Below are 25,621 nucleotides of genomic sequence, written 5' to 3'. Positions count from 1 at the left end.
GGTCCTGGTAGCGAGTGGAGAGCGGACGCCGTTCGACGCCGAGACTCGCGAATAAAGTTGGGGTCGATGATTCGTCGCTACCATCTTGGCCTCCTCATGCAATCGGCCTACGGGCCGGTCTGAATCTGACCACGGTTGCCGAACTCCATGCAACACAAGCTTATTCGAGGCTTTACTCCAGAAAGCATATCCGGCTACACCATGCTTTAGTTCAAACTAAACAGCGGGATCCGGACCATCCAGTTGCTATAGTTCAAGATCCAAACAATGCGGCGCAGGTGGACGAGGGCGGTAGTCGGTGAACCAGAAATCACTCCCACGGGAGCAGTTCCTTCAGGCCGGATATCGCCTGCTCGGTGAGATGGACACGACCGATCTTGCGCGTTCGCTCTCGATCTCGGCCGTCGTCGAACGCGCGGGGCTGTCGCACCAAACTTTCCACAACACGTACCCCGGTAACTCTCGCGGCGGCGGGTCCGGCGGCAAGGAAGCTTTCGTCGAAGACCTCCTCGACCACCTCACACTCGATTACACCGGCACGGCTGCTCCTACCGGCACGCAGGACGTGAAAGCTCCGGTGTCGGCCCTGTTCGACGACCTCACGTCCGGTCTCATGCGACGTCGCCTCGTCGCAGTGCTGCTAGCTGCCGACCACAACGGTGCCCGAAAGGCCGTCATCCCCGAGTTCGAGTGCTTCGACACCGACCTGCGATCCATCATCGGTCAAGCGGTGCAGGCTCACGGCGGATCGTTGCGCCAACCACTGTCGCTGACAAACCTCTCGGCGGTCGTCGGGGCTCTGCTCGACGGGCTGGCGCTCCGGGAGGTGCTCACGCCGGGCTCGGTGTCCTCCGACGACGTTGCATCGGCCACCAACTCGATTCTCCAGTGGGCCATAGACCCACTGCATTCCGACCGCACCGTTGCCCAACCCGATCCGGGCGAAATCTCGGATGCTCTGCGGCCCGACCTCGAGGCCGACGTGATCGCGGCGACCGAAACTCTGTTCGTCGACAACGGCTACTTCCTGGTCACCCTGGCCGACATCGCGGCGGCGGCGAAGATCCGCGTAGAAGACCTTCGACGACTGTTTCCGAGCAAGGTCGACATCATCGTTGCGGCGCTGAAGCCCGAATTCGACCGTGTGCTCCGGCTGCGTCGCGCCGACGAACGCCTCGGAGTCGACCCCGCCACCGCACTGCAACGCACGTTGGTTTCGTTGGGCGAGTTCGTCATCGACAATCGAGCCATGAGCTCGGGCATGCTGCTCGCGCTGAGCTTCGAACAGTTCCATCAACCGAGCACCATCACGACGGTCATCGAAAACCTCTACCTCCCGTCCGCTGTGGTCCCCATCCTCGAACGCGGACGTGAAAGCGGCGTGTTCAGCGACGACGCACCGGCACTCGAAGCCGCAATCATGTTGACCAACAACATTCTCTTCCGCTGCCTGACGCGTCCTGCGGAGTCCGCAACCGAAGTGGCGCAGGGTGTCCTGCGAATACTGATGCCCGGTGTTGCGATACGGCCGCGGTGAGGACGCTGGACAGAACTGTTGTCACCACTCCGGATGCTCGTGCTCTGCCCACTCCCTGGTCACGGCACCCTGTGTCATTCCGCGCATGGCCTCGGTGTCTTTCCACGCGTACGTGATGTGTCCGACGACGAGTAGCCCGAATCCCAGGGCGAACCAGTCGTGTACGAATGTTGCACCGATACGCCATTGCAGTGGACTCCACGCCGAGAAGTACATGACGACGCCGGTACCGAGGAGCACCAGAATCGACCCGCCGCTGAGCGCGCCGTTGAGCTTCTGACCCGCGTTGAATTTCCCGACCCCCACCGCCCCGAGTCGACGTGCTTTGGAGCGCAACCACTTCCAGTCGTCGGCGACAAATCTGTTGAGACGGCCGAGGTCCGTGCGATAGCTGCGTGAGACCGCACCGAGAATCAACGGAATCGGCAACAGAAAGCCCGACCACACGTGCACGAACTCCACCACCGGGCGATTGCCGACCAGCACCGCGAGCGACCCGATGTACAGAATCGCAGCGGTCACCATGCACACGATCACCAAGACCCCGACTGTCCAGTGCACGTACCGCTCGACTCGGTCGAACCGTGCGCGGTCGTCAGCTCGTGGGGTCATCTCGACGTCCGTTCGACTCGCCGACGTACGCATCGATGTCGTATCCACGTTTCTCCCAGTATCCGGGAACCACGTTGTCCGTCAACTCGATTCCGCCGATCCACTTGATGCTCTTGTAGCCGTACATCGAAGCGACGAACAGCCGAACCGGACCTCCGTGATCGTGGGTGACGGGGCCGTCGAGCATGGTCAACGCAACCAGTACGTCGTCGCGTCGCGCCTGCTCGAGCGTCAGACTCTCGGTATACGTGCCGTCGAACGAGGTGAACCGCAACGACGTCGCCGACGCGGTGGGTCCGACGGCATCGAGAATATCTGCCAATCGCACTCCGCTCCAAGCAACTTCCGGTACACGCCATCCCGTCACGCACTGGAAGTCACGCACCAACGACGTCTGCGGCATCGAGCGGAGGTCCTGCAGAGTGAACGTGCGCGGTGTGTCGACGGAACCGCCCACCGTCAGGGCATAGGAGTTCTCGTCCTTGCGCGGCGCGCCCTGCGTCACCGAATAGAAGCGAAAGTTGTCGCCCACGGGAATCAGTCCGATCAGTCCCGTCGGATCGTGGTTACCGATCGGCCCGAGTACCGACGCGAGACCCTTCTGCACCGCGCCCCCACCGACGATGCCCGCGACCCCGGCCGACACCAGGCCGAGCACGACTCGGCGACCGACGGGGCTACCCGCAATCTTCGGCTCGGCGATCGGCATCCCTCCACTGTCCACGGCGGACCAGGATCAGGCCACATTGGGCGTCGAATCAGGTCTGGAACTTCGCCCGGGGAAGTCTTACGGTTGATTCATGGCACTGTCGAAGACAGAACGCGAAGAGTATCTGGCCGAATCGCATATCGCCGCCCTCTCGGTAGCGGCCGGGGCGGACCGTGGCCCGCTGACGGTACCGATCTGGTACGACTACACCCCCGGCGGTGAAGCCTGGGTGTTGACCGGTGCCACCTCGAAGAAGGCCCAATTGATCAGGACTGCAGGGCGATTCACTCTGATGATCGAGCAGTCCGATCCGACGATCCGCTACGTCAGCGTCGAGGGCCCCGTGGCGCGAGAGGAGCCGAGCACCCCGCAGCTGCTGCGAGCCATGGCAGCCCGTTACCTGCCCCCGGAGAAGGTCGACGGCTACCTCGAGATGGCCAACCGAGAGCACGAGGAGAATGTGGTGTTCTACCTGCGCCCCGAACACTGGCTGTCTGCCGATCTCGGGGCCATCTGAGAGAACTACGAAGTCGGGGTCAAGGCATTGCCGGGCGGGATCGTCACACAGTTGCTGTGCGTCGGCCCACCGCTGAACCGTTCGGTCAGGAACTGCAGGCTCTGCGCCTCGAATACCGGGAAGGCGTCGCTGTGCGTCAGGCCGTCGTACTGCGCGTACTGCACATCCACGCCCCGGCCGCAGTAGCCGTACGCCAGTCCCTGCACGTCGCCGGTGATCATGACGGTGTCGCCGATCGGATCGGCGTGACCGACGGCCAGAAACATCGGCGTCCGCGGAGTGCCCTGGCTGCCCATGATGTTGTCGTCGATCGCCGCCACCACCTCGGGTACGTCCAGCAGGGAGGTGTACGGGGCCTTCACCATCGATGCGTCGGTGAGCGTCGGGTAGTCGTCGGCGAACTGGGCAATGCACTCCTGATCGACCTGATCGATAACCTCGAAGCCGTAGTCGGAGATGAAACTGTTCAGGTCGAGTCCGTACGCACGCTCGTAGGCGACGATCAGTGCCGGGATGACACCCGCCCACCCTCTGTTACCGCTGACGTACGGCAGGTTGTGAGCCAGGTCGACCGGTAGCCCGCCGGCCGCTACTCCGACGAGATTGAGCTCGGGTGCGTACTCGGGAGCGATCTCGGCTCCCCACTGCGTCGGGACGGATCCACCGGAGTACCCGATCATCCCGACGGGGGTGCTCGACGGAACCTGCAGGAAGGATTGGGCCGCGCGAACGCCGTCCAGAGCTGCGTAGCCCGACTGCCGCCCGATCGTCCACTCGAGCTCCTCGCCCTCGTAATCCGGCACGACGACGGTGTAGCCGGCTGCGAGGTAACCGGCGATGACCGCCTGTTCCGCGCCGGCAATGGGACTCGTGGACCCGCCACTGAGGGTGTACGAGGGATTGCATTGCGAGCCGAGGGCGTCGTACGCCATGTGGTACGAGACGATCCGCGTCGGCCCGGGGATCAAGGGCCGCAGCACTGTGGCGACCGTGACGACGCCGTCACCCTGCTGGTCGGTAGTTCTGTAGAGAACCTGACTCCCCGAGATCGGCGTCGGCTGGCTGGGGGTACGGAACGTCATGGGCCTCGACCGCAGCACCGTTCCCGGGGAGACGTCCAGGCCGCCGTCCCAATCGTAGAACGGATCATCCGCTGGAACCGGCGAGCCGGGTCCCAGATCTGCTTGTGCAACAGGGACACTCACGAGCGTCGCGGACCCGAGAAGTAGCACGACGGAGGCAATCAGCCTCAACGCAAACCCTCTACCAGCTGGTGACATGCAACAAATTAAACCCCCGCGAGATCGAAGTTATGGACGGAAATCGCAAGATTTTCATCCATAACTTCGAGTTCGGCGGAGGCGAGAGCTACTTCAGAACGATGTTCACCATGCGACCAGGGATCACGATGATCTTGGTCGGGGCCTTCCCGTCCAGCAGGGCCACGATTTTCTCATCTTCCAATGCCGTCTTCTCGACGTCGTCCTTCGTTGCATCGGCAGACACAGTGATGCGGCTGCGGACCTTGCCGTTGACCTGGATGGGGTAGTCGACGGTATCGGCGACCAACCACTTCTTCTCCACGCGCGGGAATGGCCCGTGCGCCAACGACTTCTCGTGTCCGAGCCTGCCCCACAGGTCCTCGGCGAGGTGCGGTGCCAGAGGAGCGAGCATCAGGATCAACGGCTCCACCACCCCGCGCGGGGCACCGTCGGGGTACGCCTTGGTGATGTGGTTGGTCAGCTCGATCAGCTTGGCACCGGCCGTATTGTCGCGCAGCGCAGCGTAATCCGCGTGCACACCGTCGATCACCCGGTTGAGCACTCGCAGGGTGTCCTCGGTGGGCTTGGCGTCGGTGACGCGAACCTCGCCGGTCACCTCGTCGAGTACCAGTCGCCAGACGCGCTGCAGGAAACGCTGCGCGCCGACGACGTCCTTCGTCGCCCACGGGCGTGAGGTGTCCAGCGGACCCATCGACATCTCGTAGACACGCAGAGTGTCGGCACCGTACTCGGCGAAGATCTCGTCGGGTGAGACCGAGTTCTTCAGCGACTTACCCATCTTGCCGTACTCACGGTTGACGGGCTGGTCCTGATAGAAGTAGCCGCCGTCGCGTTCGACGACCTCGGCTGCAGGAACGTAGACCCCGCGGGAATCGGTGTACGCGTAGGCCTGGATGTAGCCCTGGTTGTACAGGCGTCGGTAGGGCTCGCTGGAGCTGACGTGACCCAGATCGAACAGCACCTTGTGCCAGAAGCGCGAGTACAGCAGGTGCAACACCGCATGCTCGACGCCACCGACGTAGAGATCCACTCCGCCCGGATCGTTGGGTCCGTGGATTTCGGGACGCGGCCCCACCCAGTACTTTTCGTTCTCCGGGTCTGCGAAGGCCTCGGAGTTGGTGGGGTCGACGTAGCGCAGCTGGTACCAAGAGCTACCGGCCCACTGCGGCATCACGTTGGTGTCGCGGGTGTAGGTCTGCAGTCCGTCGCCCAGATCGAGTTCGACGTTGACCCACTCGTCGGCCTTGGCCAGCGGTGGGGACGGCTCGGAGCTGGCGTCGTCAGGATCGAACGACACCGGGGCGTAGTTCTCGATCTCGGGAAGTTCCACTGGCAGAGCAGAATCGGGCAGTCCGTGCGGGTTGCCTTCGGCGTCCCAGACGATCGGGAACGGCTCGCCCCAGTAGCGCTGGCGCGCGAAGAGCCAGTCGCGCAGCTTGTACTGAATTGTGCCGCGGCCCTTGCCTTCCGACTCCAGTCGGGAAATGACGGCGGCTTTGGCCTCGTCCACCGGCAGGCCGTCGAGGAAACCGGAGTTCACCAATTCACCGTCGCCGACGTAAGCCGCCTCGGTGACATCGCCGCCGGAGATGACCTCGCGCACAGGCAGATCGAATGCCGTCGCGAACTCCCAGTCACGTGCGTCGTGGCCCGGAACGGCCATGATGGCACCGGTGCCGTACCCGGTCAGCACGTAATCGGCGATGAACACCGGCACCTGCTCACCGTTGACCGGGTTCTCGGCGTACGCACCGATGAAGACGCCGGTCTTCTCTTTGTTCTCCTGCCGCTCGAGATCGGACTTCGCGGCGATCGACGCGCGGTATGCGGCAACGGCTTCGGCCGGTGTCGCGGCGCCGCCGGTCCACTTGTCCGAAATTCCGGCAGGCCACTGCTCGGCCACCATGCCGTCGACCAGATCGTGCTCGGGCGCCAGCACCACGTAGGTGGCACCGAACAGCGTGTCCGGGCGGGTGGTGAACACCTCGATCCCGGAGAACGAGACCTGCGCTCCGCGAGAGCGTCCGATCCAGTTGCGCTGCATGGTCTTGACCTTCTCGGGCCAATCCAGGTATTCGAGGTCGTCGACCAGCCGATCGGAGTACGCAGTGATGCGCATCATCCACTGGCGCAGGTTCTTTCGGAAGACCGGGAAGTTGCCGCGATCGCTACGTCCGTCGGCGGTGACCTCCTCGTTGGCCAGCACGGTACCCAGGCCAGGGCACCAGTTGACCATCGAGTTGGACTCGTACACCAAACGGAAGCCGTCGATCACCTCGCGGCGTTCACCGACGGTCAGCGACTCCCAGGAGCGGCCGTCGTCCAATGTCCGCTCACCCGAGGCGAATTCCGCCTCCAGCTCCGAGATGGGGCGCGCCTTGCCGAGCTCGTCGTCGAACCAAGCATTGAAGATCTGCAGAAAGATCCACTGCGTCCAGTGGTAGAAGTCGACATCCGTCGTCGCCAGGGACCGTCGACGATCGTGCCCGAGACCCAGCCGACGCAACTGGCGTCGCATGTTGACGATGTTGTCCTCGGTGGTGCTGCGCGGATGCGTACCCGTCTGCACGGCGTACTGCTCGGCGGGCAGCCCGAAGGCGTCGTAGCCCAGTGCGTGCAGCACGTTGCGTCCCTGCATGCGGTGGTACCGCGCGAATACATCGGTGGCGATGTAGCCCAGGGGGTGCCCGACATGCAGGCCGCTGCCCGACGGGTACGGGAACATGTCCTGGACGAAGAGCTTGTCCTTGGGGACGTCTCCGGCGAGCGCTCCGACCGGGTTGGGCGCGTCGAAGGTGCCCTGCGATTCCCACAGGTCCTGCCACTGCTCCTCGATGCGCCCGGCGAGTTCGGCTGTGTAGCGGTACTCGGGAACGGACTCGGTGGATGCTTCAACGGAATCGGTCACACCTACCAGCCTAAAGTGTGACGCGGCCCGCCTGGTACCAGGACCTCGCTGCGCCGTATCCTGGCCAGGTGGTCATCGTCTCGGTTGTGTTGTTCGTGCTCGCCCTCGTCGTCGGGGCTGTCGCTGCCCTGTCGCTGCTCGGCCGGCTCCCGCGCAATCGATTCGCCGGTGTCCGTACCCCCGAGGCAATGCGCGACGACGAGACGTTCGTCCTCGCGAACCGTGTCGCCGGCCCGACCACAGCCGCATCTGCGCTGGTACTGGCCATCGGCGGCGTAGCCGCACTCGCACTGAGCGGCATCGCAGCGGTCGTCGGAGTGGTCGTTGCCCTCGCTGCAGCGCTGTTCATCGCCGCAGCCGGCGGATCCATCGGTGCCCGCGCAGCCGCGGCAGTGCCGGCACCCGCCGAGGCCGACGGATGCGGACAATCGTGCATCTCGTGCAGCCTCAAGGACGCCTGCCAGCCGAGCTGAGCGCATGAAACAGAGGAGTCTGCGCACCTTCGATCCGGCCGGAGTCGTCTTCGGCGTCGTCCTCCCGCTCGCGGTTGCCGCTCTCTGCCTCGTCCTGGCCTATCTGTGGGAGGGTCGCCTGCCGGACCAGGTGGCGACTCACTTCAGCGGAACCCAGCCGGACGACTTCTCCAATCCGCTCGCCAACGCCTGGACCGTCGCCATCGTCATCGTGTTGGTCGGGGGCGGTGTGAGCGCGGTGGCCGCCCTGGCCCGAGTGCTGCTGATCATGCGTCGGACGATGCTGATCATCGGGCTCACCGTCGTCGGGACGATCGGCGTGCTGGAGATCGCGACCCTCGCACGCGAACTCGACCTACCCACCGAGCAGAGCGTCACCATTCCCGGCTGGGCCATCGCCGTCGGTACCGTTGCCGGGTTCGCCATCGGACTGTTCGGAGCGACGCGCCTGCGGGATCACCGCCAACGCGTCGTCGCCACCGCACCCCTGCACACCGACCTACCTCGGTGCGGCCTCGAACTGCCGCTGGTGGTTCCCGTCGGAGCGAGCCGCGTCGCCGCAGTCACGGTGATCGCGCTGTCTGCGGCCGGAGCCGGCGTGACGTGCTACCTCTCGAATTCGCCGTGGCCGATCTTTCTGTTCGTTCCGCTGACCATCCTGATCCTGTCCCTACTGCGATTCACCGTGCACATCGACAGCGACGGTCTCTACGTCTCGAGCCTGGGAATGGCGGCATTCGACTACGACATCGCCGAGATCACCGGTGCCTCGGTGCGGACGGTGAACCCGGCCAAGGACTTCGGCGGGTGGGGTCTTCGAGCGAAGGGCCGCGGCAACTACGCCGTCGCCACCGAAGCCGGGCCGGCGGCATTCGTCACCTTCGCCAACGGTGATCGACTGACCATCGGAACCGTAGCCGCCGACACGATCGCGGGAACGCTCAACACCCTCACCGACCGTGCCCGCACCACCACTGCGGACTGAGTGGCCGAGTGAAAGCGTTGCGGGACACCGTCCTGGATCCCTTCCTGCTGAGCATCTTCGCGGTCGCCGCGCTGGCGAGCATCTTCCCGGCGTCGGGAACCGCCGAGGACGTTCTCGGCTGGGTGACACGCGTCGCCATCGGGCTGCTGTTCCTCATCTACGGCGCGCGACTGTCCCCACGTGACGCCTGGGAAGGCGTCAAACACTGGCGCTTGCACTCGGTGATCCTGGCGTCGACGTACCTGCTGTTCCCCGCGCTCGGCCTGGCCCTGAGGGTCCTCGAATCGAGTCTGCTCAGCGAGGACCTCTACACCGGAATGCTGTTCCTCTGCCTGGTGCCCTCGACCGTCCAATCCTCGATCGCCTTCACCTCCATCGCCCGAGGCAACGTGGCCGGTGCCGTGGTGAGCGCGTCGTTCTCCAACATCCTCGGCGTGTTCGTCACCCCGCTGCTGGTGCTCGCGCTGATGACCACCACTGGTTCGGCGAGCATCGATCCCAGCTCGATCCTCGACATCGTTGCGCAGCTGCTGCTCCCGTTCGCCGTCGGTCAGTTGCTCCGACCCTGGGTGACGGGCTGGCTGACCCGCCACAGCGCGTCGACGAAGCTCGTCGACCGGGGATCGATTCTGCTGGTCGTCTTTTCCGCCTTCAGCGCATCGATGAATCAACACGTGTGGTCCTCGGTCGCCCTGTGGCGCATCGGCATCGTCGTCGCCGTGTGCATCCTGCTGCTCGCCCTCGTTCTGACGATCACCTGGTACGCAGGCAAGTGGTTCGGTTTCTCACTCGAGGATCGTCTGGTGCTGCTGTTCTGCGGATCCAAGAAGAGCCTGGCGAGCGGACTGCCGATGGCCGCCGTGCTGTTCGTCGGCCAACCCATCGGGTTGATCGTCCTGCCGCTGTTGCTGTTCCATCAGATTCAACTGATGGTGTGCACCGTCATCGCTCAGCATTTCGCGCGTCGACCGGAACCGAGCCCGGCGGCGGTCGTCGCGGACTAGGTTGGTGTCAGTCGAGAAATCGGAGAAGACAATGCCCAGGAAACTGCACACGGACGGCGTCGTCTCTGCCGCCTACACCGGCCGGCTCGCCACCGATCCTGTACCCGCACTGCGACTCCCCGAGAATCAACTCGACCCAGACGCCGCCTACCGCTACATCCACGACGAACTGATGCTCGACGGCAGCTCACGCCTCAACCTGGCGACGTTCGTCACCACCTGGATGGATCCGCAGGCCGAAAAGCTGATGGCGGAAACGTTCGACAAGAACATGATCGACAAGGACGAGTACCCGTCCACCGCGGCCATCGAAGAACGCTGCGTCAACATCGTCGCCGACCTGTTCCACGCACCCGGCCTCGACCGCGAGGACCCGTCGTCGGCCACCGGCGTCTCGACCATCGGCTCCAGTGAAGCAGTCATGCTGGCGGGGTTGGCGCTCAAGTGGCGCTGGCGGGCGAAGGGCGCCGGGACAGGAACCCCGAACCTGGTGTTGGGCAGCAATGTCCAGGTGGTGTGGGAGAAATTCTGTCGCTACTTCGACGTCGAACCCAAGTACCTGCCCGTCGAGCGCGGTCGCTACGTCATCACCCCGGAACAGGTTCGGGACGCGGTGGACGAGAACACCATCGGCGTCGTGGCGATTCTCGGCACCACGTTCACCGGTGAACTCGAACCGGTACAGGAAATCTGCGCCGTCCTCGACGAGATCGTCGGCGGCGGTGGACCCGACGTACCGGTTCACGTCGACGCGGCCAGCGGTGGTTTCGTCGTACCGTTCTTGTACCCGGAGCTCGAATGGGACTTCCGTCTGCCTCGGGTCAAGTCCATCAACGCCAGCGGACACAAGTACGGATTGACCTATCCGGGAATCGGATTCGCCATCTGGCGGACCAAGGAAGACTTGCCCGAGGATCTCGTGTTCCGCGTGAACTACCTCGGCGGCGACATGCCCACCTTCACGCTGAACTTCTCGAGGCCGGGCAATCAGGTCATCGGCCAGTACTACAATTTTCTGCGCCTGGGCCGGTCCGGCTACACCGACATCATGAGAGCACTGCGCGACACCGCAGTTCGCGTCAGCACTCATCTCGCGGGACATCCAGACATCGACGTGATCACTGACGGATCGGCCATCCCGGTCCTGTCGTTCATGCTGAAAGAGCACTGCGAGTTCACCGTGTTCGACGTGTCCCACGAACTGCGTGCCCGCGGCTGGCAGGTGCCGGCGTACACGATGCCCGACAACGCCACCGACGTCGCCGTACTCAGAATCGTCGTCCGCGAGGGCTTCAGCGCAGACCTCGGCCGCATGCTGTGCATCGCCATCGACGAGGTGATCGACGGTCTGAAATCGGGCGGACACTCGACCGCGCGGGCTTTTTCGCACTAGGTTGTGTCCTGGGTCGTGAGTGGAAACTCGACCCCTGCTACGAAGTTCCGCGCACGTGCGGCGCAGCCGCTCTCAGTTCCGTTCGACGTCGATCGGGTGGGACGCCAACAGCGCCAACGGCATCGGCTGACGACGCAGAACCTGCGCCCACAGGTCGACGCGCGGCGGACCGATCACGTCGGAAGCCAAGGCCGACAACACGATCCAGTCTTCTCGGTCCAGTTCACCTTCGAGCTGCCCGAACGTCCACCCCGAGTACCCGGCGAAGATGCGCACACCCTCCACGTACTGCGCGATGTCTGCGGGGTCGGAATCCAGATCTACCATCACCACCCGGCCGTCGACTCGGCGCAGACCGGCGACCCCGTCGATCGACGCACCGGTGCGCAGCGTGGCCAGACACAGTGCCGAATCACGCTTGACCGGACCACCGACGTACAGGGCCCGCGGCTTCGCGGCGAGCTCGGACCAATCGGGCAGCACGTTCTGCACCGCGGTCTCACTGGGGCGGTTGATCACGACGCCGAGACTGCCCGCGTCGTTGTGTTCGATGATGTAGATGACGGTGCGCCGAAACGTGGGCTCCACGAGTTCGATGGACGACACCAGCAGACTGCCGGGACGAACATCGTGCAGTGCCGACGCCGTCCGGTCCTCGGGTTCCTCCGCATGCGCTGCCACATCAGCCATTGTGGCACCGCACACCGCCGGATGTGGCACAAGCACGACGGCCAGTCCTCGGTCCTACTCGAGCCCGGCAATCTTCGTCAGAATCCCCAACTGGAACTCGAACAACGCGTCCCGGTCGGCAAACGTCGTCGCGCCGTACTGATCGAACACGTCGAAGTTGATCGCACCGAACAGTGACGCCCACACCATCACGCCCAATGCGATGAGCTCGTCGGGCAGGTCCATGTCCATCTGGGCGCGGATGTCCTCGAAACTTGCGTGCAGCGACGCCAACTCGGTGGGTGCCGATTCGATGTCCGGGCGACGGATATCCCAGGCCGACTGCAGGACTGCTACCAATGTGGTGATCACCCGGGTCCCCGGGCCGGTGGTCTGTTCGGCGGGCGCGTGGTAGCCGGGTACGGGGCTGCCGAAGAGCAGCGCGTACCGGGCCGGCTCTCGAAGTCCCCATCGACGCACCGCCCGGCTCAACGCCCGGAATTTGTCGGCAGGGCCGTCCGCGGCGTCGACGGCCGCGTCGACCTCGTCGCCCAACTCGGAATACGCATCGACGACGAGCAAGGTCAGTAGTTCGTCCCGGCTCGAGACGTAGCGATAGACCGCCGAGGAGACGACGCCCAGATCTCGGGCGACCGCGCGTAGCGACAGGGCCGCAGCACCGTCCGCGGCCAGGTGCTCGCGTCCGATGCGGGTGATGTCGCTCAGAGTCTGGGCGCGGGCTCGGGTACGCGGAGTGCTCGCCATGCTCGCTACTGTAACTGCCGCTCTTTTCCGAGAGCACTGCTCTTGCTTTTCTCCGAGCAGAGGTGCACACTCGACACATCAGAGAGCACCGCTCTCGTTTACCGAAACGGAGTAGCCATGTCAGAACTTCACGTCGTCACCGGTGCAGGACCCGTCGGCTGGACGATCGCCGAACAGCTTGCTGCACAGGGACATACGGTGCGTATCCTGACTCGATCCGGCAGCGGGCCACAGCATCCGAACATCGAACGGCGATCGGTCGACATCGAGTCCGACGACCTCCGAGCGCACGTCGACGGAGCAACCGCCATCTATCACTGCACCCACGCCGCCTACGAGAACACGGTGTGGCGCGACAAGCTCGAGGCGATGGAACGACGTGTGCTCGACGCGGCCGCGGGCACGGTCGTCGTGTTCCCCGAAAGTCTCTACGCCTACGGCCGGGTCGACGGGCCCATCCGCGAGGACTCACCCAGAAATGCCACGTTCCGCAAGCTGGGTGTGCGCACCGAACTCCTGGCCGCACGCGACGCTCACTCGACCCCCACCGTCAGCATCGCGGCATCCGACTTCTACGGCCTACGGGTGCTGGTCTCGCACATGGGAGAACGTGTGGTCGCCAATGTGCTCGCCGGTAAGACCATTCGGGTGATCGGGGCCGCGAACCTATCCCATTCTTTCACGTACGTGCCGGATTTCGCAGCCGCGATGATCGTCGCGGCCGCACGACCGTCCACGTGGAATACCGTCCTGCATGCACCGACCGCCCCCGCGGTGACTCAGCGGGAGATGATCGAGATGTACTCCGCTGCAGCGGACTTGCCGACCCCGAAGATCGGTGTCGTGCCGGCCTGGGTCATGCGAGCACTGGGGCTCGTTTCCGGTCCGATGAAAGAGCTGGGGGACACCCTGTACCAGTTCCGCGACCCCTACATCCTCGATTCCAGCCACAGCGAGCGCGTTCTCGGCCTCGAGCCCACCCCGCTCGCCGACGGCACAGCCGCCACGATCGCGTGGTGGAAGGCAGACAAGCCCGCCGTATCGGTGTGACCGACGCGGGATAGAGTCCCGTCGGTGAACGACGCCTCCTTTCGTACCCGCCTACGTGAGTCCCCGGGCGTCGGCAAGCTCACCACCGTTCGTTTCGCCGGCCAGTTCGGTGATGGATTGTTCCAAGCCGCATTGAGCGGTGCCATCCTGTTCAATCCCGAACGCGCCACCAACCCCGCCGAGATCGCCGCCGGTTTCGGTGTTCTGCTCGTGCCCTACTCGTTGGTGGGCCCGTTCGCAGGTGCGCTGTTGGACCGCTGGGATCGTCGATCGGTTCTGTTGTGGGCCAATATCGTTCGCATCGTTCTCATCACCGCTACCGCCGGGCTTCTGTGTGCCGGGGTCGACGCCACGCCGCTGCTGCTGTTGGCTCTGGCCACCGTCGGGCTCAGTCGGTTCGTCCTGGCGGGCGCGTCGGCATCCTTGCCGCATGTGGTGCGGCAATCGTGGCTGGTGCCGATGAACTCGGTACTGGCCACCGTCGGCTCCGGTTTCGCGGCGGCCGGTGCGGGACTGGCGGTGGCAGTGATCGGTGCCGTCGGAGCGGGGGACTTCGGTTCGGGTGTCGCCGTGGGGCTGGCCGCGACCGGCTCGGTGGTCGGTGCTGTTGCGGCCGGACGGTTCGCGCCGCGGTCTCTCGGTCCCGATACGGACTATCGGCCCGGCAACCCGCTGAAAGATGTTGCCGCCGGCCTGAAATCGGGTGCCCTCGCGGTGTGGCGGTCGCCGGGCGTGACCACCGCGATGATCGGCATCGGGGCACACCGCATCGTGTTCGGCATCAACACCCTCATCATGGTGCTGGTGCTGCGGGAGAGCACGCAGAGTTCCCTGCCCGGCGGCCTCGCCGGCTTCGGCATTGCCGTCGGAGCCACGGCCACCGGAATGTTCCTCGCCGCCGTCATCGCGCCGTTCGCCGTCCCGCGGTTCGGCCGCACCCGCACCATCGCCACGGCCCTCGTCCTGGCCATCGCCGCTCAGGTCGGTGCCGTCTCCGGCCTCACCCAGACCAGTCTGCTGCTCGGAGCTTTTCTCCTCGGGATCGCCGGGCAGACCGTCAAACTCAGTGGGGACGCCGCCATGCAGATCGAGATCGACGACGCGCATCGCGGACGAGTCTTCGCGTTGCAGGACACCGTGTTCAACGTCGCGTTCGTCGGCGCCCTCGCCGCGGCCGCATTCGCCGTCGGCCCCGACGCCACGGAGCTGAGCCAGGATCCCACTGCGCACGCGCTGGTGTTCGTCGGAGCAGGAATCTACGCCGTCGGCTTCGTCGCAGCGGTACTCAACACGAGGCGCGCACCGCGCTGACGTGGTGTATCTTCCCGTATCGGACCGCTAGGTTTCGTCGGACAACACGGGGGCACCGCATGCATGGCCGCACGACGTCGCTCGGCTGCATCATCGCGGTTGCCGCAGGTACAGCCGTCCTTGCCGCACCCCCCGCGTACGCGGCCCCGCCGCCGCCGGTGAATTCCTGTGGAGAAACCGGATTCGACCCCAAGGACTACCCACCAGAGCCCGTCGGGCCCGGAAATCCGCCGCAGCTGCCGCCGTTGCCGGATCGTGTGGTGATCCCCGTGCCGTATCCGTCGATCGAACTCGTGCCGGTGCCCGACCCGCCGCCGAACAACACCCGTGTCCAGGCCGAGCCGTCGGCCGACCCGTGCGCGGACCCCTGTCCCGACCTCACCGACGCCACGGAGTCGCCCACCACCGGCTCTGCAGACCATCTCCCGTTCCCTCGCATCGAGATCGACCCGCAGCCCGAGACCATTCCCATCCCGATTCCCGGCCCCGGTGGAACTCCGGGAACCCCGCCGCCCGCACCCGCGGTCACTGCGGCGGAGTCCGGGACGACGACGGTACCGCCGGTGGCACCGGCCGTCGGACACGTCGAGGTGGTCTCACAGCTGACCGGACCGGGATCGGAGAACCGCACCGACAAGCGCTGGCAGGTCGACGGCACCGACCTCGGCATCATGTGGGAGAGCAAGCCGGGCGAGGTCGCCGTCGTTTTCGGCGATTCCTTCGGCAAGGGTTGGGAATTCGGTGTGGTCGGAGGGAAGGATTGGCGGTCGAACGTACTGGGACACAGCACCGACACCGACCTGTCCGACGGTATGACCCTGGACTCGATGGTGCAGGACTCCCGCTGTCACGCAGCCGAACTCTTGCCCTCGCGCAAGATCAAGAATTGGGAGACCACGGTCATCCCCACGTCCGGGTTCGCGATCGACGACCGGCAGTACATGTCATACATGTCCATCCGGCGCTGGAGCACGATCCCCGGCATGTGGTGGACCAACTACGGCGGCATCGCCTACTCGGACGACAACGGGTCCACCTGGGTCAAGGACGAACATGCCAAGTGGGACAACGTCTTCGGGTTCTCCAAGTTCCAGGTGTCGACGATGGTCCCGGCGGGGGAGTACGTGTACATGTTCGGCACCGTCAACGGTCGCGCCGGACAGGTCGGCCTGGCACGCGTCCCGAAGGCAGACGTGCTGAACAAGACCGCCTACCAATACTGGGTGAACGGCACGTGGGCTCCCGTCGGATCGAACGAGGCCACCCCCATCGCCGACGGTATGGCCGGGGAACTGTCGGTCCATCACGACGAGGCCCGAGACCTCTGGCGAATGACGTATCTGGATCCGTTACGCGGCGATATCGTTCTGCGCGAAGCAAATTCACCACAGGGTGAGTGGACCGCCCCGAGCACCCTGATCGATACCGCCGAGTACCCCAAGACCTACGGGGGCTTCATTCATCCGTGGTCGACGGCGAACGAGCTGTACTTCACCGTCTCGGAGTGGGACAGCTACAACGTCTATCTCGTCAAGGCCGAGCTTCGCTCGTCGTGAGTGGAAGCTCGTAGTGGGCTACGAAGTTCCGCGCACGTGCGCGGGACGCGCTACTGCGTCGGCCACCACTCGAGCAGCGCAGCTTCGGCGTCCTCACGTGAGAGTGGTCCTCGATCGAGGCGCAGTTCCTTCAGGTATTTCCACGCCTTGCCCACGTCGGGACCGGCGGGGATACCGAGCAGCTCCATGATCGCGTTGCCGTCCAGGTCGGGACGAACCCGCGCCAGGTCCTCCTGCTCGGCGATGCGGGCGATGCGCTCTTCGAGATCGTCGTAAGTGGCTTGCAGGGCAGCCGCTCGACGCTTGTTCCTGGTGGTCGAATCGGCTCGAACCAGCTTGTGCAACTTGGGCAGTAGCTCGCCGGCATCGGTGGCGTAGCGACGCACCGCCGAGTCGGTCCACTGACCCTTGCCGTACCCGTGGAATCGCAGATGCAGGAACACCAGATGCGAGACGTCCTCGATCATCTTCTTCGAGTACTTCAACGCGCGCATACGCTTTCGCACCATCTTGGCCCCGACGACCTCGTGGTGGTGAAAGCTGACGCCGCCGCCGGGCTCGTTACGTTTGGTATCGGGCTTGCCGATGTCGTGCAGCAATGCGGCCCAACGCAATACGAGATCGGGGTCGCCGTCCTCGAGATCGATGGCCTGCTTCAGAACCGTCAACGAATGCCAGTACACGTCCTTGTGCTGATGATGCTCGTCGATTTCGAGCTTCATGTTCGGCACCTCGGGAATGATCCGCTGAGCCAGACCGGTCTCGCACATCACATCGATGCCCTCGATCGGGTGGGCACCGAGAATCAGCTTGTCCAGCTCCACCTGAATGCGCTCGGCGGTGATGCGGTCGATCTGATCGGCCATGTCGACGATGGCGCTGTGCACCCGCGGCAACAACGAGAAACCGAGTTGCGACACGAATCGAGCCGCGCGCAGCATCCGCAGCGGATCGTCACCGAACGACGTTTCCGGTGCTGACGGGGTATCGAGAACGCCCTCGAGCAACGCGTCCATGCCGCCGAGCGGATCGACGAACTCCTGCACGCCGTCCGCACCCAACCGCACGGCCATGGCGTTGACGGTGAAATCGCGTCGAACGAGATCTTCTTCGAGGCTGCTGCCGTACTGCACCTCGGGGTTACGCGAGACCTGGTCGTACGAATCGGTGCGGAACGTCGTGATCTCGATCTGCTGGCCGTCCTTGGCCGCACTGATCGTTCCGAACGCGATGCCCGTATCCCACTGATGGTCCGCCCACCCGGACAGCAGCGTCTGAACGACCTCCGGCCTGGCGTCGGTGGTGAAATCCAGATCGGTTTCCAAACGACCGAGAACCGCGTCCCGAACGGACCCACCGACGAGGTAGAGCTCGTGGCCCGCGGCGGCGAACAACGCGCCCAGCGGGGTCAATACCGGCGCGAGTTCACGCAACGTCACCGCAGCTGCAGCCAGCAACCTTTCCCGGCGCGCATCGGCGTGCTCGGGGGAAACGGAAGACAGGGACTGATCGGCCACGGTGGAAGAGCCTACTGGCGCAGTACCGACCGGATCGTCTCGGCCATCGGCCACGGTGCGGCAAGCCGGGGCGGGGCGCCGAGGCAACTAGTATGGATCGGGTGTCTGCTGCCGAACGTGCGAACAGGAGCCGCCGCAACCCGCGGCGGCGTCAAGCACGCGCCGACACCGAAGCACCCAAGCTGCGGACCGTCCGAGAAACCTCTGCCGGAGGCCTGGTGGTCGACGGCCTCGACGGCCCGCCTGCCACCCGCTGCGCAGCCCTGATCGGCCGCACCGACCGGCGCGGACGCCTGCTCTGGTCCCTGCCCAAAGGACACATCGAGCAGGGCGAAACCGCCGAGCAGACGGCCATGCGCGAAGTCGCCGAGGAGACCGGCATCCGCGGCACCGTGCTGGCGTCGCTGGGAAGCATCGACTACTGGTTCGTCACCGAAGGCCGCCGAGTCCACAAGACCGTTCACCACTATTTGCTCCGCTTCCTGGGCGGTGAACTGTCCGACGAGGATCTCGAGGTCACCGAAGTCGCCTGGGTACCGCTCAGCGAACTGCCGTCCCGACTCGCCTACGCCGACGAACGCAAACTTGCCGCCATCGCCACCCGACTCATCGAGGACATGAACGGCGAGCAGACAACCGGCGGCGACACGAACGCACCCACGCCCGGCGGGAAGTGATCGTGCGGGCCCGGAAGGTCGCTGCCGCCGCATTGACCTCGTTTTTCCTCGCTGGAGCGCCGGCCGTCGGCACCGCAGCACTGGTACCCCAACAGCTCCCTACTGCCGCGGCGCAACCAGATTCCGCCGGAGACACCAGCGGCACGACCAGCGCCGTTCCCGATACCCCGATGACGCAGTCCGGCGATCCGTTCCTGACGCTGAGCATCGACACGGTCGCACCCTCGACGGTCACCACCAGCAGCGATCCGTTCGTCACGGTTCGCGCGACGGTGAAGAACACCGGCGATCGACGCGTCGACGACGTCAGCGTTCGCCTACAGGGCGCGGCGGCCATCGACACGACGTCCGGTCTGCGGACCTCGCTCACCCTCGACCAAGAAAGGTTCGACCGCGTCGGGACTTTCGTCACGGTCGCGGAGTCGCTGGAAAAGGACCAGAGCCGCCAGTTCGATCTGTCGATGCAGCTACGAAGCAGCACCGAGCCCTCCCTCGGGATCGACGCTCCCGGTGTCTACCCCCTACTTCTCAACGTCAACGGAACCCCCGAATATGGCGGGACGGCTCGACTCGACGACGCCCGCTTCCTGCTACCCGTCGTGGGACTGCCGCGGAATCCCGGTCAGCTCGACCCCGCAGCGCCCGACGCGATGCCGCTACCGCCCAACACCCGGAATCCCGTAGCGATGACGGTGTTGTGGCCACTCGCCGACATTCCCCGTCTCGCAGCCGGAATCCCCGGTTCCATCGACGATCGAGTGCGCTTGATCGACGACGACCTGGCGACCCAGCTCGCCGCTGGTGGTCGGCTCGACACCCTGCTCAAAGCACTGGAATTCGCGACGCAGCCCGGTCTCGATCCCGACGGCAAACTGGCGTCGAGCCTGTGTATCGGCATCGATCCCGACCTGCTGGTCACCGTCTCGAACATGACCCGCGGCTACCTCGTCGTCGACAACCCGGCCGATCCGGCCAGCTCCGCGCGGGAGGGCTCCGGCAGCGGGGCCGCAGCCCAGTGGTTGACGCGGCTCGAGGCACTGGCGTCGAACACCTGCGTGACGGCCCTGCCGTTCGCTCAGGCCGACCTCGCCGCCGTCGCCGACATCGGTGATTCCTCGCTGCTCAGCAGCGCTGTCGCCGCCCCGGCCGACATCGTCGACGGCATCCTCGGCATCAGCTCGGTACGCGGTTTTACCTGGAGTCCCACCGGCGGCGTCGACGCGGGCGCTGCGGACGCGCTGAGATCGTCGGGAACCGGGACCGTCCTCGTCGCCGACAACAGCATCAGCCCACCCACGTCGTCGCCGACATCTCTGCTGGTGTCCACCGACACCGCGCCGACCGCCGCCGATCCGACCGGCACCTTGGCCGCCACCCACTACGACTCGGCGACCACCGCGGCACTGGCCGGCGTCGGGACGACCCCGTCGACCCCGGCCTTGACCCCGGCGAATCAACGCTTCGACCTGGGCACCGACTCTCGCACCGCACGGCTGCAGGACGCTCTCGGTGCCATCAATTTCCATGCCCTCGTCGGAGCCGATCGACCCGGCCGCACGGTGACCGTCGCACCGCCGCAGTACTGGACCGCGGGAGGAGACGAACCGTCGGCAATCCTGTCGACGGTGTCCTCGCTGTTGCGTTCGGGCCTGGCGACGCCTCGTCCGCTGCCCGGCCTGATCACCGAGCCCCCCACCGGCATCCCGGTGACCAGCATCGATGTGCCGACCGATCTCGATGCGTCCGCCATCGACACGGTGCGCACACAGAGCGCACGCGTGGACACCCTGGCGCAGTCACTGGTCGAGGATCCCCAGTCCGCACTGACTCCGCGCCTGTACACCGCCCCGCTGCGGGAGGACATGCTCCGCGCCCTGTCGACCGCGGGTCGCGCCAGCGCCGAAGGCGAGGACGCCGCGGCCATGGCACGCACCCGTCTCACCGCGACCCGCGTCGGACTCGACACCGTCTACGGATCGGTGACCGTGCTGGCCCCGGGCGGCGTCTACACACTGGCCTCCGAGCAGAGTCCGCTGCTGCTCGTGGCCCGCAACGACCTACCGGTGCCGGTCAACGTGCTCCTCCGAGTAGACGCGCCACCGGAGATGACGATCAGCGACGTCGGGGTGACCCAACTTCCGGCGCGCGGATCGCGCACCATCACCGTGCCCGCCGAGGTGGACGACAAACGCAATCTGTCGGTCGACTTCTCCGTCACCACCCTCGACGGCACCCGGCTCGGCGAGGTATCGACGGTGTCGGTTCGATCGAACGCATACGGTCAAGCTCTCGCGATAATTACCGCCTGCGCCGGCGCGCTCCTACTGTTGCTTGCAGGCCGACGACTCTGGCACCGATTCCGAGGACAACCCGACCCGGCCGACGAAGGGTACGAGAGACCATGACAGGCAATGTGCCGTACGACGGCGACCTGCCCCGGTCACGCATGCCCGCAGCGCAGGTGTTCCGGCGCACGACGCCCCCTCGCCCCGCCCCTTGGGAGCGACAACCGCGACCCGAGATGCGTTCCTATCCGGCGCCGCCCCCGCTCGACGGTCAACCGGCAGCGGACGACTCCGCAACTCAGCTCATCCCACGGTTCCGGGACGAGGACTACCCACCCGCCGCGCCGTCGGGGAACATCCCTCCGCCGCAGACACCACCGGGCGGCAACGAGTCACCACCGCAGTCCGAACCCAGACCTCAGAAGTCGTTGCTGGCCGCCTCCGGTTCCATTGCGGTGGCGACCCTCGTCAGCCGCATCACCGGATTCGCCAAGCAAGTAGCCATGACGGCCACCCTGGGTGCCGGCCTGGCCAGTGCGTTCACCGTCTCGACGATCCTGCCGAACATGATCTCCGAGCTGGTGCTCGGTGCCGTCCTCGGAGCGATCGTCGTTCCTGTCCTGGTACGCGCAGAACAAGAGGACGCCGACGGCGGACGTGACTTCGTCCGACGCCTCTTCACCATTGCGGTCGCGCTGCTCGGCACCGTGGCGTTGGCCGCAACCATCGCTGCGCCGCTGCTGGCGCGTCTGATGCTCAACGGTGATCCGAAGGTCAACGAGGACCTGACCATTGCCTTCACCTATCTGGTATTGCCGGCGCTGATGTTCTACGGGCTCTCCGGCTTGCTCACCGCGGTGCTCAACACCCGACAGAACTTCAAACCCGGTGCGTGGGCACCGGTATTCAACAACCTCGTGGTACTTGCGGTGTTCGGCATCTACTTCCTGATGCCGGGTGAGATCACCGTCAACCCGGTCGACATGACGAACCCGCAGCTGTTGATCATCGGCCTCGGCGTCACCACCGGTGTCATCACGCAGGTGCTGGCGTTGATCCCTGCGCTTCGCCGCGAGAAGATCGACCTGCGCCCACTGTGGGGATTCGACGCGCGCTTGAAGAAGTTCGGCGCGATGGCGGCGGCGATCGTGCTCTATGTCGTCATCAGTCAGATCGGTCTGATCGTCGCCACCAACATCTCGTCGGGAGCCGACGACGCGAGCCCCACGATCTATTCCCAGGCCTGGATCGTGCTGCAGCTGCCGTACGGCATTCTCGGCGTCACGGTTCTGACGGCGATCATGCCTCGACTCAGTCGTAATGCCGCCAACGGTGACACGCCCTCGGTCGTCGACGATCTCTCCGTCGCCACCCGATTGACGATGGTCGCGATGGTCCCGATCGTCGTGTTCCTGACCTTCGCGGGGCCGTGGGTGGGCGAGGCGCTGTACGGGTTCGGCAAGTTTGCGCCCGACGCCAACCGGCTCGGTGAGGCCGTGAGCTGGTCCGCGTTCTCCCTTATCCCGTACGCCCTGGTCCTGATCCACCTGCGCGTGTTCTACGCCCGCGAGCAGGCCTGGACTCCGACGTGGATCGTGCTCGGCATCACCGCCGTCAAGATCGGCCTGTCGTTGCTCGCGCCGATCGTCGCATCCGATCCCGAGCAGGTGGTGCTGCTCCTCGGCACCGCGACCGGCCTCGGCTACACGGCCGGTGCCGTCATCGGCGGATACCTGCTGCACAAGAGCCTCGGCAACCTGCGGATGGCCAACGTCGGGAAGACTGTCTGGCTGGTTCTCATCGCCTCGCTGGCCGGCGGCGCAGCCATGCTCGCCATCGACCGGATCGTCGGATTCGACGCCATGGCGAACGGCTGGATCGGCAACTTCGTGCGCGTCGCGATGGACGCCGTCATCATGCTCGGCATCACGTTCTCCATCCTGTGGTTCGGCAAGATTCCCGAAGTACTGGCCGTCACCGTCGCGTTGAGCCGGCTCGTCCGCCGGGTCCTCGGACGGTCGGCCCCGCCCGAGCCTGTGACGTCCGGTTCGGTGCCTGATCCGGCTGCCGCGGAAACCAGCGTGATTCCGGTTATTCGAACCGAGCCCACATGGGACACTGCGCGGGATCGACTCCCGTACCCTGGTCAACGGCACCCGGGGGCAGACGCCCCTGCAGGTCGACCGCTTGTAGAACAACACGGGGCATATTCGCCTGAAGGAGTAACAGTGACCGACGACGATGTTGCTGGGGGGCCGGCACAGTCTCCAGCAAACGAAGCCGACCGAACGAGCGGCGGAGTCGAAGTCGACACCCAGGACCGCACCGAGCCCGTGAAGGCCGAGTCTGCTGCGTCGTCGAAAGCACCCGAGTCGAAAACACCCGAGTCGAAGACAGCGGACTCGAAAGCACCTGATTCTTCGGAGAAGCCGAGCACACCCAGCACGCCTGAGTCGGCGGCAGCGTCGAGTGCCGAGGCCACCGAAAAGAAGGAAACCAAAGCGTCCGCTCCCAAGGATCAGACGATCGCGATCTCCAAGGCAGCGCTGGCGGCAAAGCCGTCCGACAAGACCGTCTCCATCTCGAAGGCGAAGCTGCCGGTCGACGACGCGAGCAAGGCCGAGCCGAAGACCGACAGCACACCGGTGGAGGCGACGAAGAAATCGGCTGCAGTCGACACACCAGTAGCACCGAAGCCGACAACGGACAAAGCTGCCGAAAAACCAGCCGAGGACCAGTCCACCGCGGACGCCCCCGGGCGCACCCTTCGCGGACCGACGCTGATTCCCGGTGCTTCGGTGGCCGGGGGACGCTACCGCCTGTTGGCACCGCACGGTGGAGCTCGCGGGCTGAAGTTCTGGCAGGCCCACGACGTCAAGCTCGACCGCGAGGTCGCGTTGACGTTCGTCGACGCCGATCAGCAGTCCACGGCGTCACCCAACGACCGCACTCAGGGCCCGCAGGCAATCCTGTCCCGGACGCTGCGCCTCGGTCGGATCAACTCTCCCGGCCTCGCCCGGGTGCTCGACGTGGTGCGCGGTAGCTCCGGCGGCATCGTCGTCGCCGAGTGGACTCCCGGTCGCTCGCTGCGCGAGATGGCCGATACGGTTCCTGCCCCCACCGGTGCCGCTCGTGCGATCAAGGTCCTGGCCGCCGCGGCCGAGGCTGCGCACCGCAGCGGCGGCGCGCTGTCGATCGACCACCCCGATCGCGTACGCATCAGTACCAGCGGCAACGCCGTCCTGGCGTTTCCCGCGACTCTGGCGGACGCCGACTCCAGTTCGGACGTCCGTGGTCTCGGTGCCATGCTCTACGCCCTGATCACTGCACGCTGGCCGTTGTCGGACACCACCGGAGAAGCCGTCGTTCCCGGTGACGCGGCATCCCTGCGCAGCGTCGGCGGCATGCGTCCGGCCGATCGGGACGACAAGGGTGCGCCGCGCGAGCCTCGCGAAATTCGCCCCGACGTTCCGTTCGAGATCTCTGCCGTCGCGGTACGAGCGCTCGAGCAGAACAGTGGCATTCGCACCGCCGCGACGGTGCAGCACGTTCTCGATCAGGCCGCGGTGGTCAACGACAAGACCGACCTGATGCCGGCACTGCGACTGGGCCAGCGTGCCCCGGGAGCCAGCGGTCACTCGCTCGCAGACCCGGAAGAGCTGGCCGCAGAGAAGGCGAAGTCGACGCGAACCAACATCGCCATCGCCGTTCTCGGCGCTCTGACGGTGCTGATTCTGGCGTTCGCCGGCTATTGGTTGTTCACCTCCATCGCGGGCGACAGCACCGATGCGCCGCTGGACAGCCAGGAGTTCGGACTGACGACCCCGGCTGCCGCACCGCCGGCCGGCGACACCGCTGCGCCCCCGGCACCGACAGGTGGGCCCGTCGCGATGAGCGATGTCAGCGTCTTCTCCCCACAGGGGTCTGCGGACAACCCGGGTACGGCATCGAACGTGATCGACAACAACCCCAGCACGGCGTGGACCACCGACTCCTACTTCCAGCAGTTCCCTGCGCTGAAGAACGGTGTCGGACTGCTCGTCACCATCCCGTCGTCGACGTTGAAGAATGCGTGGATCGAATCGACGTCGCCGGGAACGGTCGTCGAGATCAGGTCCGCTCCCAACGATTCACCGAGCCTCGGCGACACCACGCTGCTCGGTGAAGCCACTCTGCAGAACGGCCGCACCGACATCGCGCTCGACGGCACCGAACCCACCGGCAACGTCCTGGTGTGGATCACCACCCTCGGAGAGCAGGGTGGCCGCATCGCTACCTCGATCTCCGGGATCGGTTTCGACACGTAAAACCGGCGATACAGAGGCAAATCGCGTTCGTTTCGTACTTCGCGGTATCGATGGCCTAGGCTC

19 protein-coding genes are annotated in these 25,621 nt (G+C 65.4%); 12 read left to right on the top strand and 7 right to left on the bottom strand.

What is annotated here, in order from left to right; translation table 11 throughout:
- Window positions 1-298: 298 nt before the first annotated feature.
- Window positions 299-1,537 (top strand): TetR/AcrR family transcriptional regulator, encoded by a 1,239-nt coding sequence (locus tag J1M81_RS22225; RefSeq protein WP_206498853.1) that lies wholly within the window; start codon window positions 299-301, stop codon window positions 1,535-1,537.
- A 21-nt stretch (window positions 1,538-1,558) separates the two neighbouring features.
- On the opposite strand, the gene J1M81_RS22220 is transcribed toward J1M81_RS22225, so the two are convergent.
- Together J1M81_RS22220 and J1M81_RS22215 are read right to left on the bottom strand one after the other, a co-directional pair.
- Window positions 1,559-2,149 (bottom strand): cytochrome b/b6 domain-containing protein, encoded by a 591-nt coding sequence (locus J1M81_RS22220; protein WP_241258330.1) that lies wholly within the window; start codon window positions 2,147-2,149, stop codon window positions 1,559-1,561.
- Complete coding sequence (locus J1M81_RS22215; RefSeq protein ID WP_206498852.1) at window positions 2,133-2,858, bottom strand: molybdopterin-dependent oxidoreductase; 726 nt, start codon at window positions 2,856-2,858, stop codon at window positions 2,133-2,135. Before J1M81_RS22215 ends, J1M81_RS22220 begins: the two co-directional genes overlap by 17 nt.
- Before the next feature lie 91 nt (window positions 2,859-2,949).
- Here J1M81_RS22215 and J1M81_RS22210 point away from each other — a divergent pair, with 91 nt between their 5' ends.
- Window positions 2,950-3,375 carry a pyridoxamine 5'-phosphate oxidase family protein gene (locus tag J1M81_RS22210; RefSeq protein WP_027495029.1) on the top strand — a complete coding sequence of 142 codons (426 nt, stop codon included), beginning with the start codon at window positions 2,950-2,952 and terminating at the stop codon, window positions 3,373-3,375.
- A gap of 5 nt (window positions 3,376-3,380) precedes the next feature.
- On the opposite strand, the gene J1M81_RS22205 is transcribed toward J1M81_RS22210, so the two are convergent.
- Both J1M81_RS22205 and leuS read right to left on the bottom strand, forming a co-directional pair.
- Window positions 3,381-4,655 (bottom strand): lipase family protein, encoded by a 1,275-nt coding sequence (locus tag J1M81_RS22205; protein ID WP_206498851.1) that lies wholly within the window; start codon window positions 4,653-4,655, stop codon window positions 3,381-3,383.
- A gap of 88 nt (window positions 4,656-4,743) precedes the next feature.
- Window positions 4,744-7,566 carry a leucine--tRNA ligase gene (gene leuS, locus J1M81_RS22200; protein ID WP_045841542.1) on the bottom strand — a complete coding sequence of 941 codons (2,823 nt, stop codon included), beginning with the start codon at window positions 7,564-7,566 and terminating at the stop codon, window positions 4,744-4,746.
- 68 nt (window positions 7,567-7,634) lie between these two features.
- Between leuS and J1M81_RS22195 the strand changes: the two genes are divergently transcribed.
- From J1M81_RS22195 to J1M81_RS22180, 4 genes are read left to right on the top strand one after another with little or no spacing between them, the layout of a single operon-like run.
- Window positions 7,635-8,039 (top strand): SdpI family protein, encoded by a 405-nt coding sequence (locus J1M81_RS22195; RefSeq protein ID WP_027495026.1) that lies wholly within the window; start codon window positions 7,635-7,637, stop codon window positions 8,037-8,039.
- Window positions 8,040-8,043: 4 nt separating this feature from the next.
- On the top strand, window positions 8,044-9,024 hold the full coding sequence (locus J1M81_RS22190; RefSeq protein WP_206498850.1) for a DUF1648 domain-containing protein: 981 nt from the start codon (window positions 8,044-8,046) through the stop codon (window positions 9,022-9,024).
- An 8-nt stretch (window positions 9,025-9,032) separates the two neighbouring features.
- Window positions 9,033-10,028 (top strand): bile acid:sodium symporter family protein, encoded by a 996-nt coding sequence (locus J1M81_RS22185; RefSeq protein ID WP_045841541.1) that lies wholly within the window; start codon window positions 9,033-9,035, stop codon window positions 10,026-10,028.
- A 31-nt stretch (window positions 10,029-10,059) separates the two neighbouring features.
- Window positions 10,060-11,421 carry a glutamate decarboxylase gene (locus J1M81_RS22180; RefSeq protein WP_032399393.1) on the top strand — a complete coding sequence of 454 codons (1,362 nt, stop codon included), beginning with the start codon at window positions 10,060-10,062 and terminating at the stop codon, window positions 11,419-11,421.
- A gap of 72 nt (window positions 11,422-11,493) precedes the next feature.
- On the opposite strand, the gene J1M81_RS22175 is transcribed toward J1M81_RS22180, so the two are convergent.
- Window positions 11,494-12,111, bottom strand: a complete 618-nt coding sequence (locus J1M81_RS22175) for a YqgE/AlgH family protein (RefSeq protein WP_032400878.1) — start codon at window positions 12,109-12,111, stop codon at window positions 11,494-11,496.
- 54 nt (window positions 12,112-12,165) lie between these two features.
- Complete coding sequence (locus J1M81_RS22170; RefSeq protein ID WP_027495021.1) at window positions 12,166-12,855, bottom strand: TetR/AcrR family transcriptional regulator; 690 nt, start codon at window positions 12,853-12,855, stop codon at window positions 12,166-12,168.
- Between the two features lie 117 nt (window positions 12,856-12,972).
- Here J1M81_RS22170 and J1M81_RS22165 point away from each other — a divergent pair, with 117 nt between their 5' ends.
- From J1M81_RS22165 to J1M81_RS22155, 3 genes are read left to right on the top strand one after another with little or no spacing between them, the layout of a single operon-like run.
- Window positions 12,973-13,905, top strand: a complete 933-nt coding sequence (locus J1M81_RS22165) for an NAD-dependent epimerase/dehydratase family protein (protein WP_206498849.1) — start codon at window positions 12,973-12,975, stop codon at window positions 13,903-13,905.
- A gap of 24 nt (window positions 13,906-13,929) precedes the next feature.
- Window positions 13,930-15,216, top strand: coding sequence for an MFS transporter (locus J1M81_RS22160; RefSeq protein WP_027495019.1), 1,287 nt, complete (start codon window positions 13,930-13,932; stop codon window positions 15,214-15,216).
- Between the two features lie 59 nt (window positions 15,217-15,275).
- Window positions 15,276-16,772 (top strand): DUF4185 domain-containing protein, encoded by a 1,497-nt coding sequence (locus tag J1M81_RS22155; protein ID WP_206498848.1) that lies wholly within the window; start codon window positions 15,276-15,278, stop codon window positions 16,770-16,772.
- A 50-nt stretch (window positions 16,773-16,822) separates the two neighbouring features.
- On the opposite strand, the gene J1M81_RS22150 is transcribed toward J1M81_RS22155, so the two are convergent.
- On the bottom strand, window positions 16,823-18,289 hold the full coding sequence (locus J1M81_RS22150) for a CCA tRNA nucleotidyltransferase (RefSeq protein ID WP_206498847.1): 1,467 nt from the start codon (window positions 18,287-18,289) through the stop codon (window positions 16,823-16,825).
- 101 nt (window positions 18,290-18,390) lie between these two features.
- On the opposite strand from J1M81_RS22150, the gene J1M81_RS22145 reads away from it, so the two are divergent.
- From J1M81_RS22145 to murJ, 3 genes are read left to right on the top strand one after another with little or no spacing between them, the layout of a single operon-like run.
- Window positions 18,391-18,966 carry an NUDIX hydrolase gene (locus J1M81_RS22145; RefSeq protein WP_032373580.1) on the top strand — a complete coding sequence of 192 codons (576 nt, stop codon included), beginning with the start codon at window positions 18,391-18,393 and terminating at the stop codon, window positions 18,964-18,966.
- Window positions 18,963-21,371 (top strand): glycoprotein, encoded by a 2,409-nt coding sequence (locus J1M81_RS22140; RefSeq protein ID WP_206498846.1) that lies wholly within the window; start codon window positions 18,963-18,965, stop codon window positions 21,369-21,371. The genes J1M81_RS22145 and J1M81_RS22140 overlap by 4 nt, the downstream gene beginning before the upstream one ends.
- A complete protein-coding gene (gene murJ, locus J1M81_RS22135; protein WP_241258329.1) occupies window positions 21,368-25,558 on the top strand; it encodes a murein biosynthesis integral membrane protein MurJ in 4,191 nt (1,396 codons plus the stop codon). Before J1M81_RS22140 ends, murJ begins: the two co-directional genes overlap by 4 nt.
- The last annotated feature ends 63 nt before the right edge of the window (window positions 25,559-25,621 follow it).

This window comes from Rhodococcus sp. KRD175 (genome assembly GCF_017168275.1).
Classification (GTDB): Bacteria; Actinomycetota; Actinomycetes; order Mycobacteriales; family Mycobacteriaceae; genus Rhodococcoides; species Rhodococcoides fascians.
The sequence above is the reverse complement of the archived record's forward strand: the minus strand, read 5'-3'. Positions and strand labels throughout refer to the sequence as shown.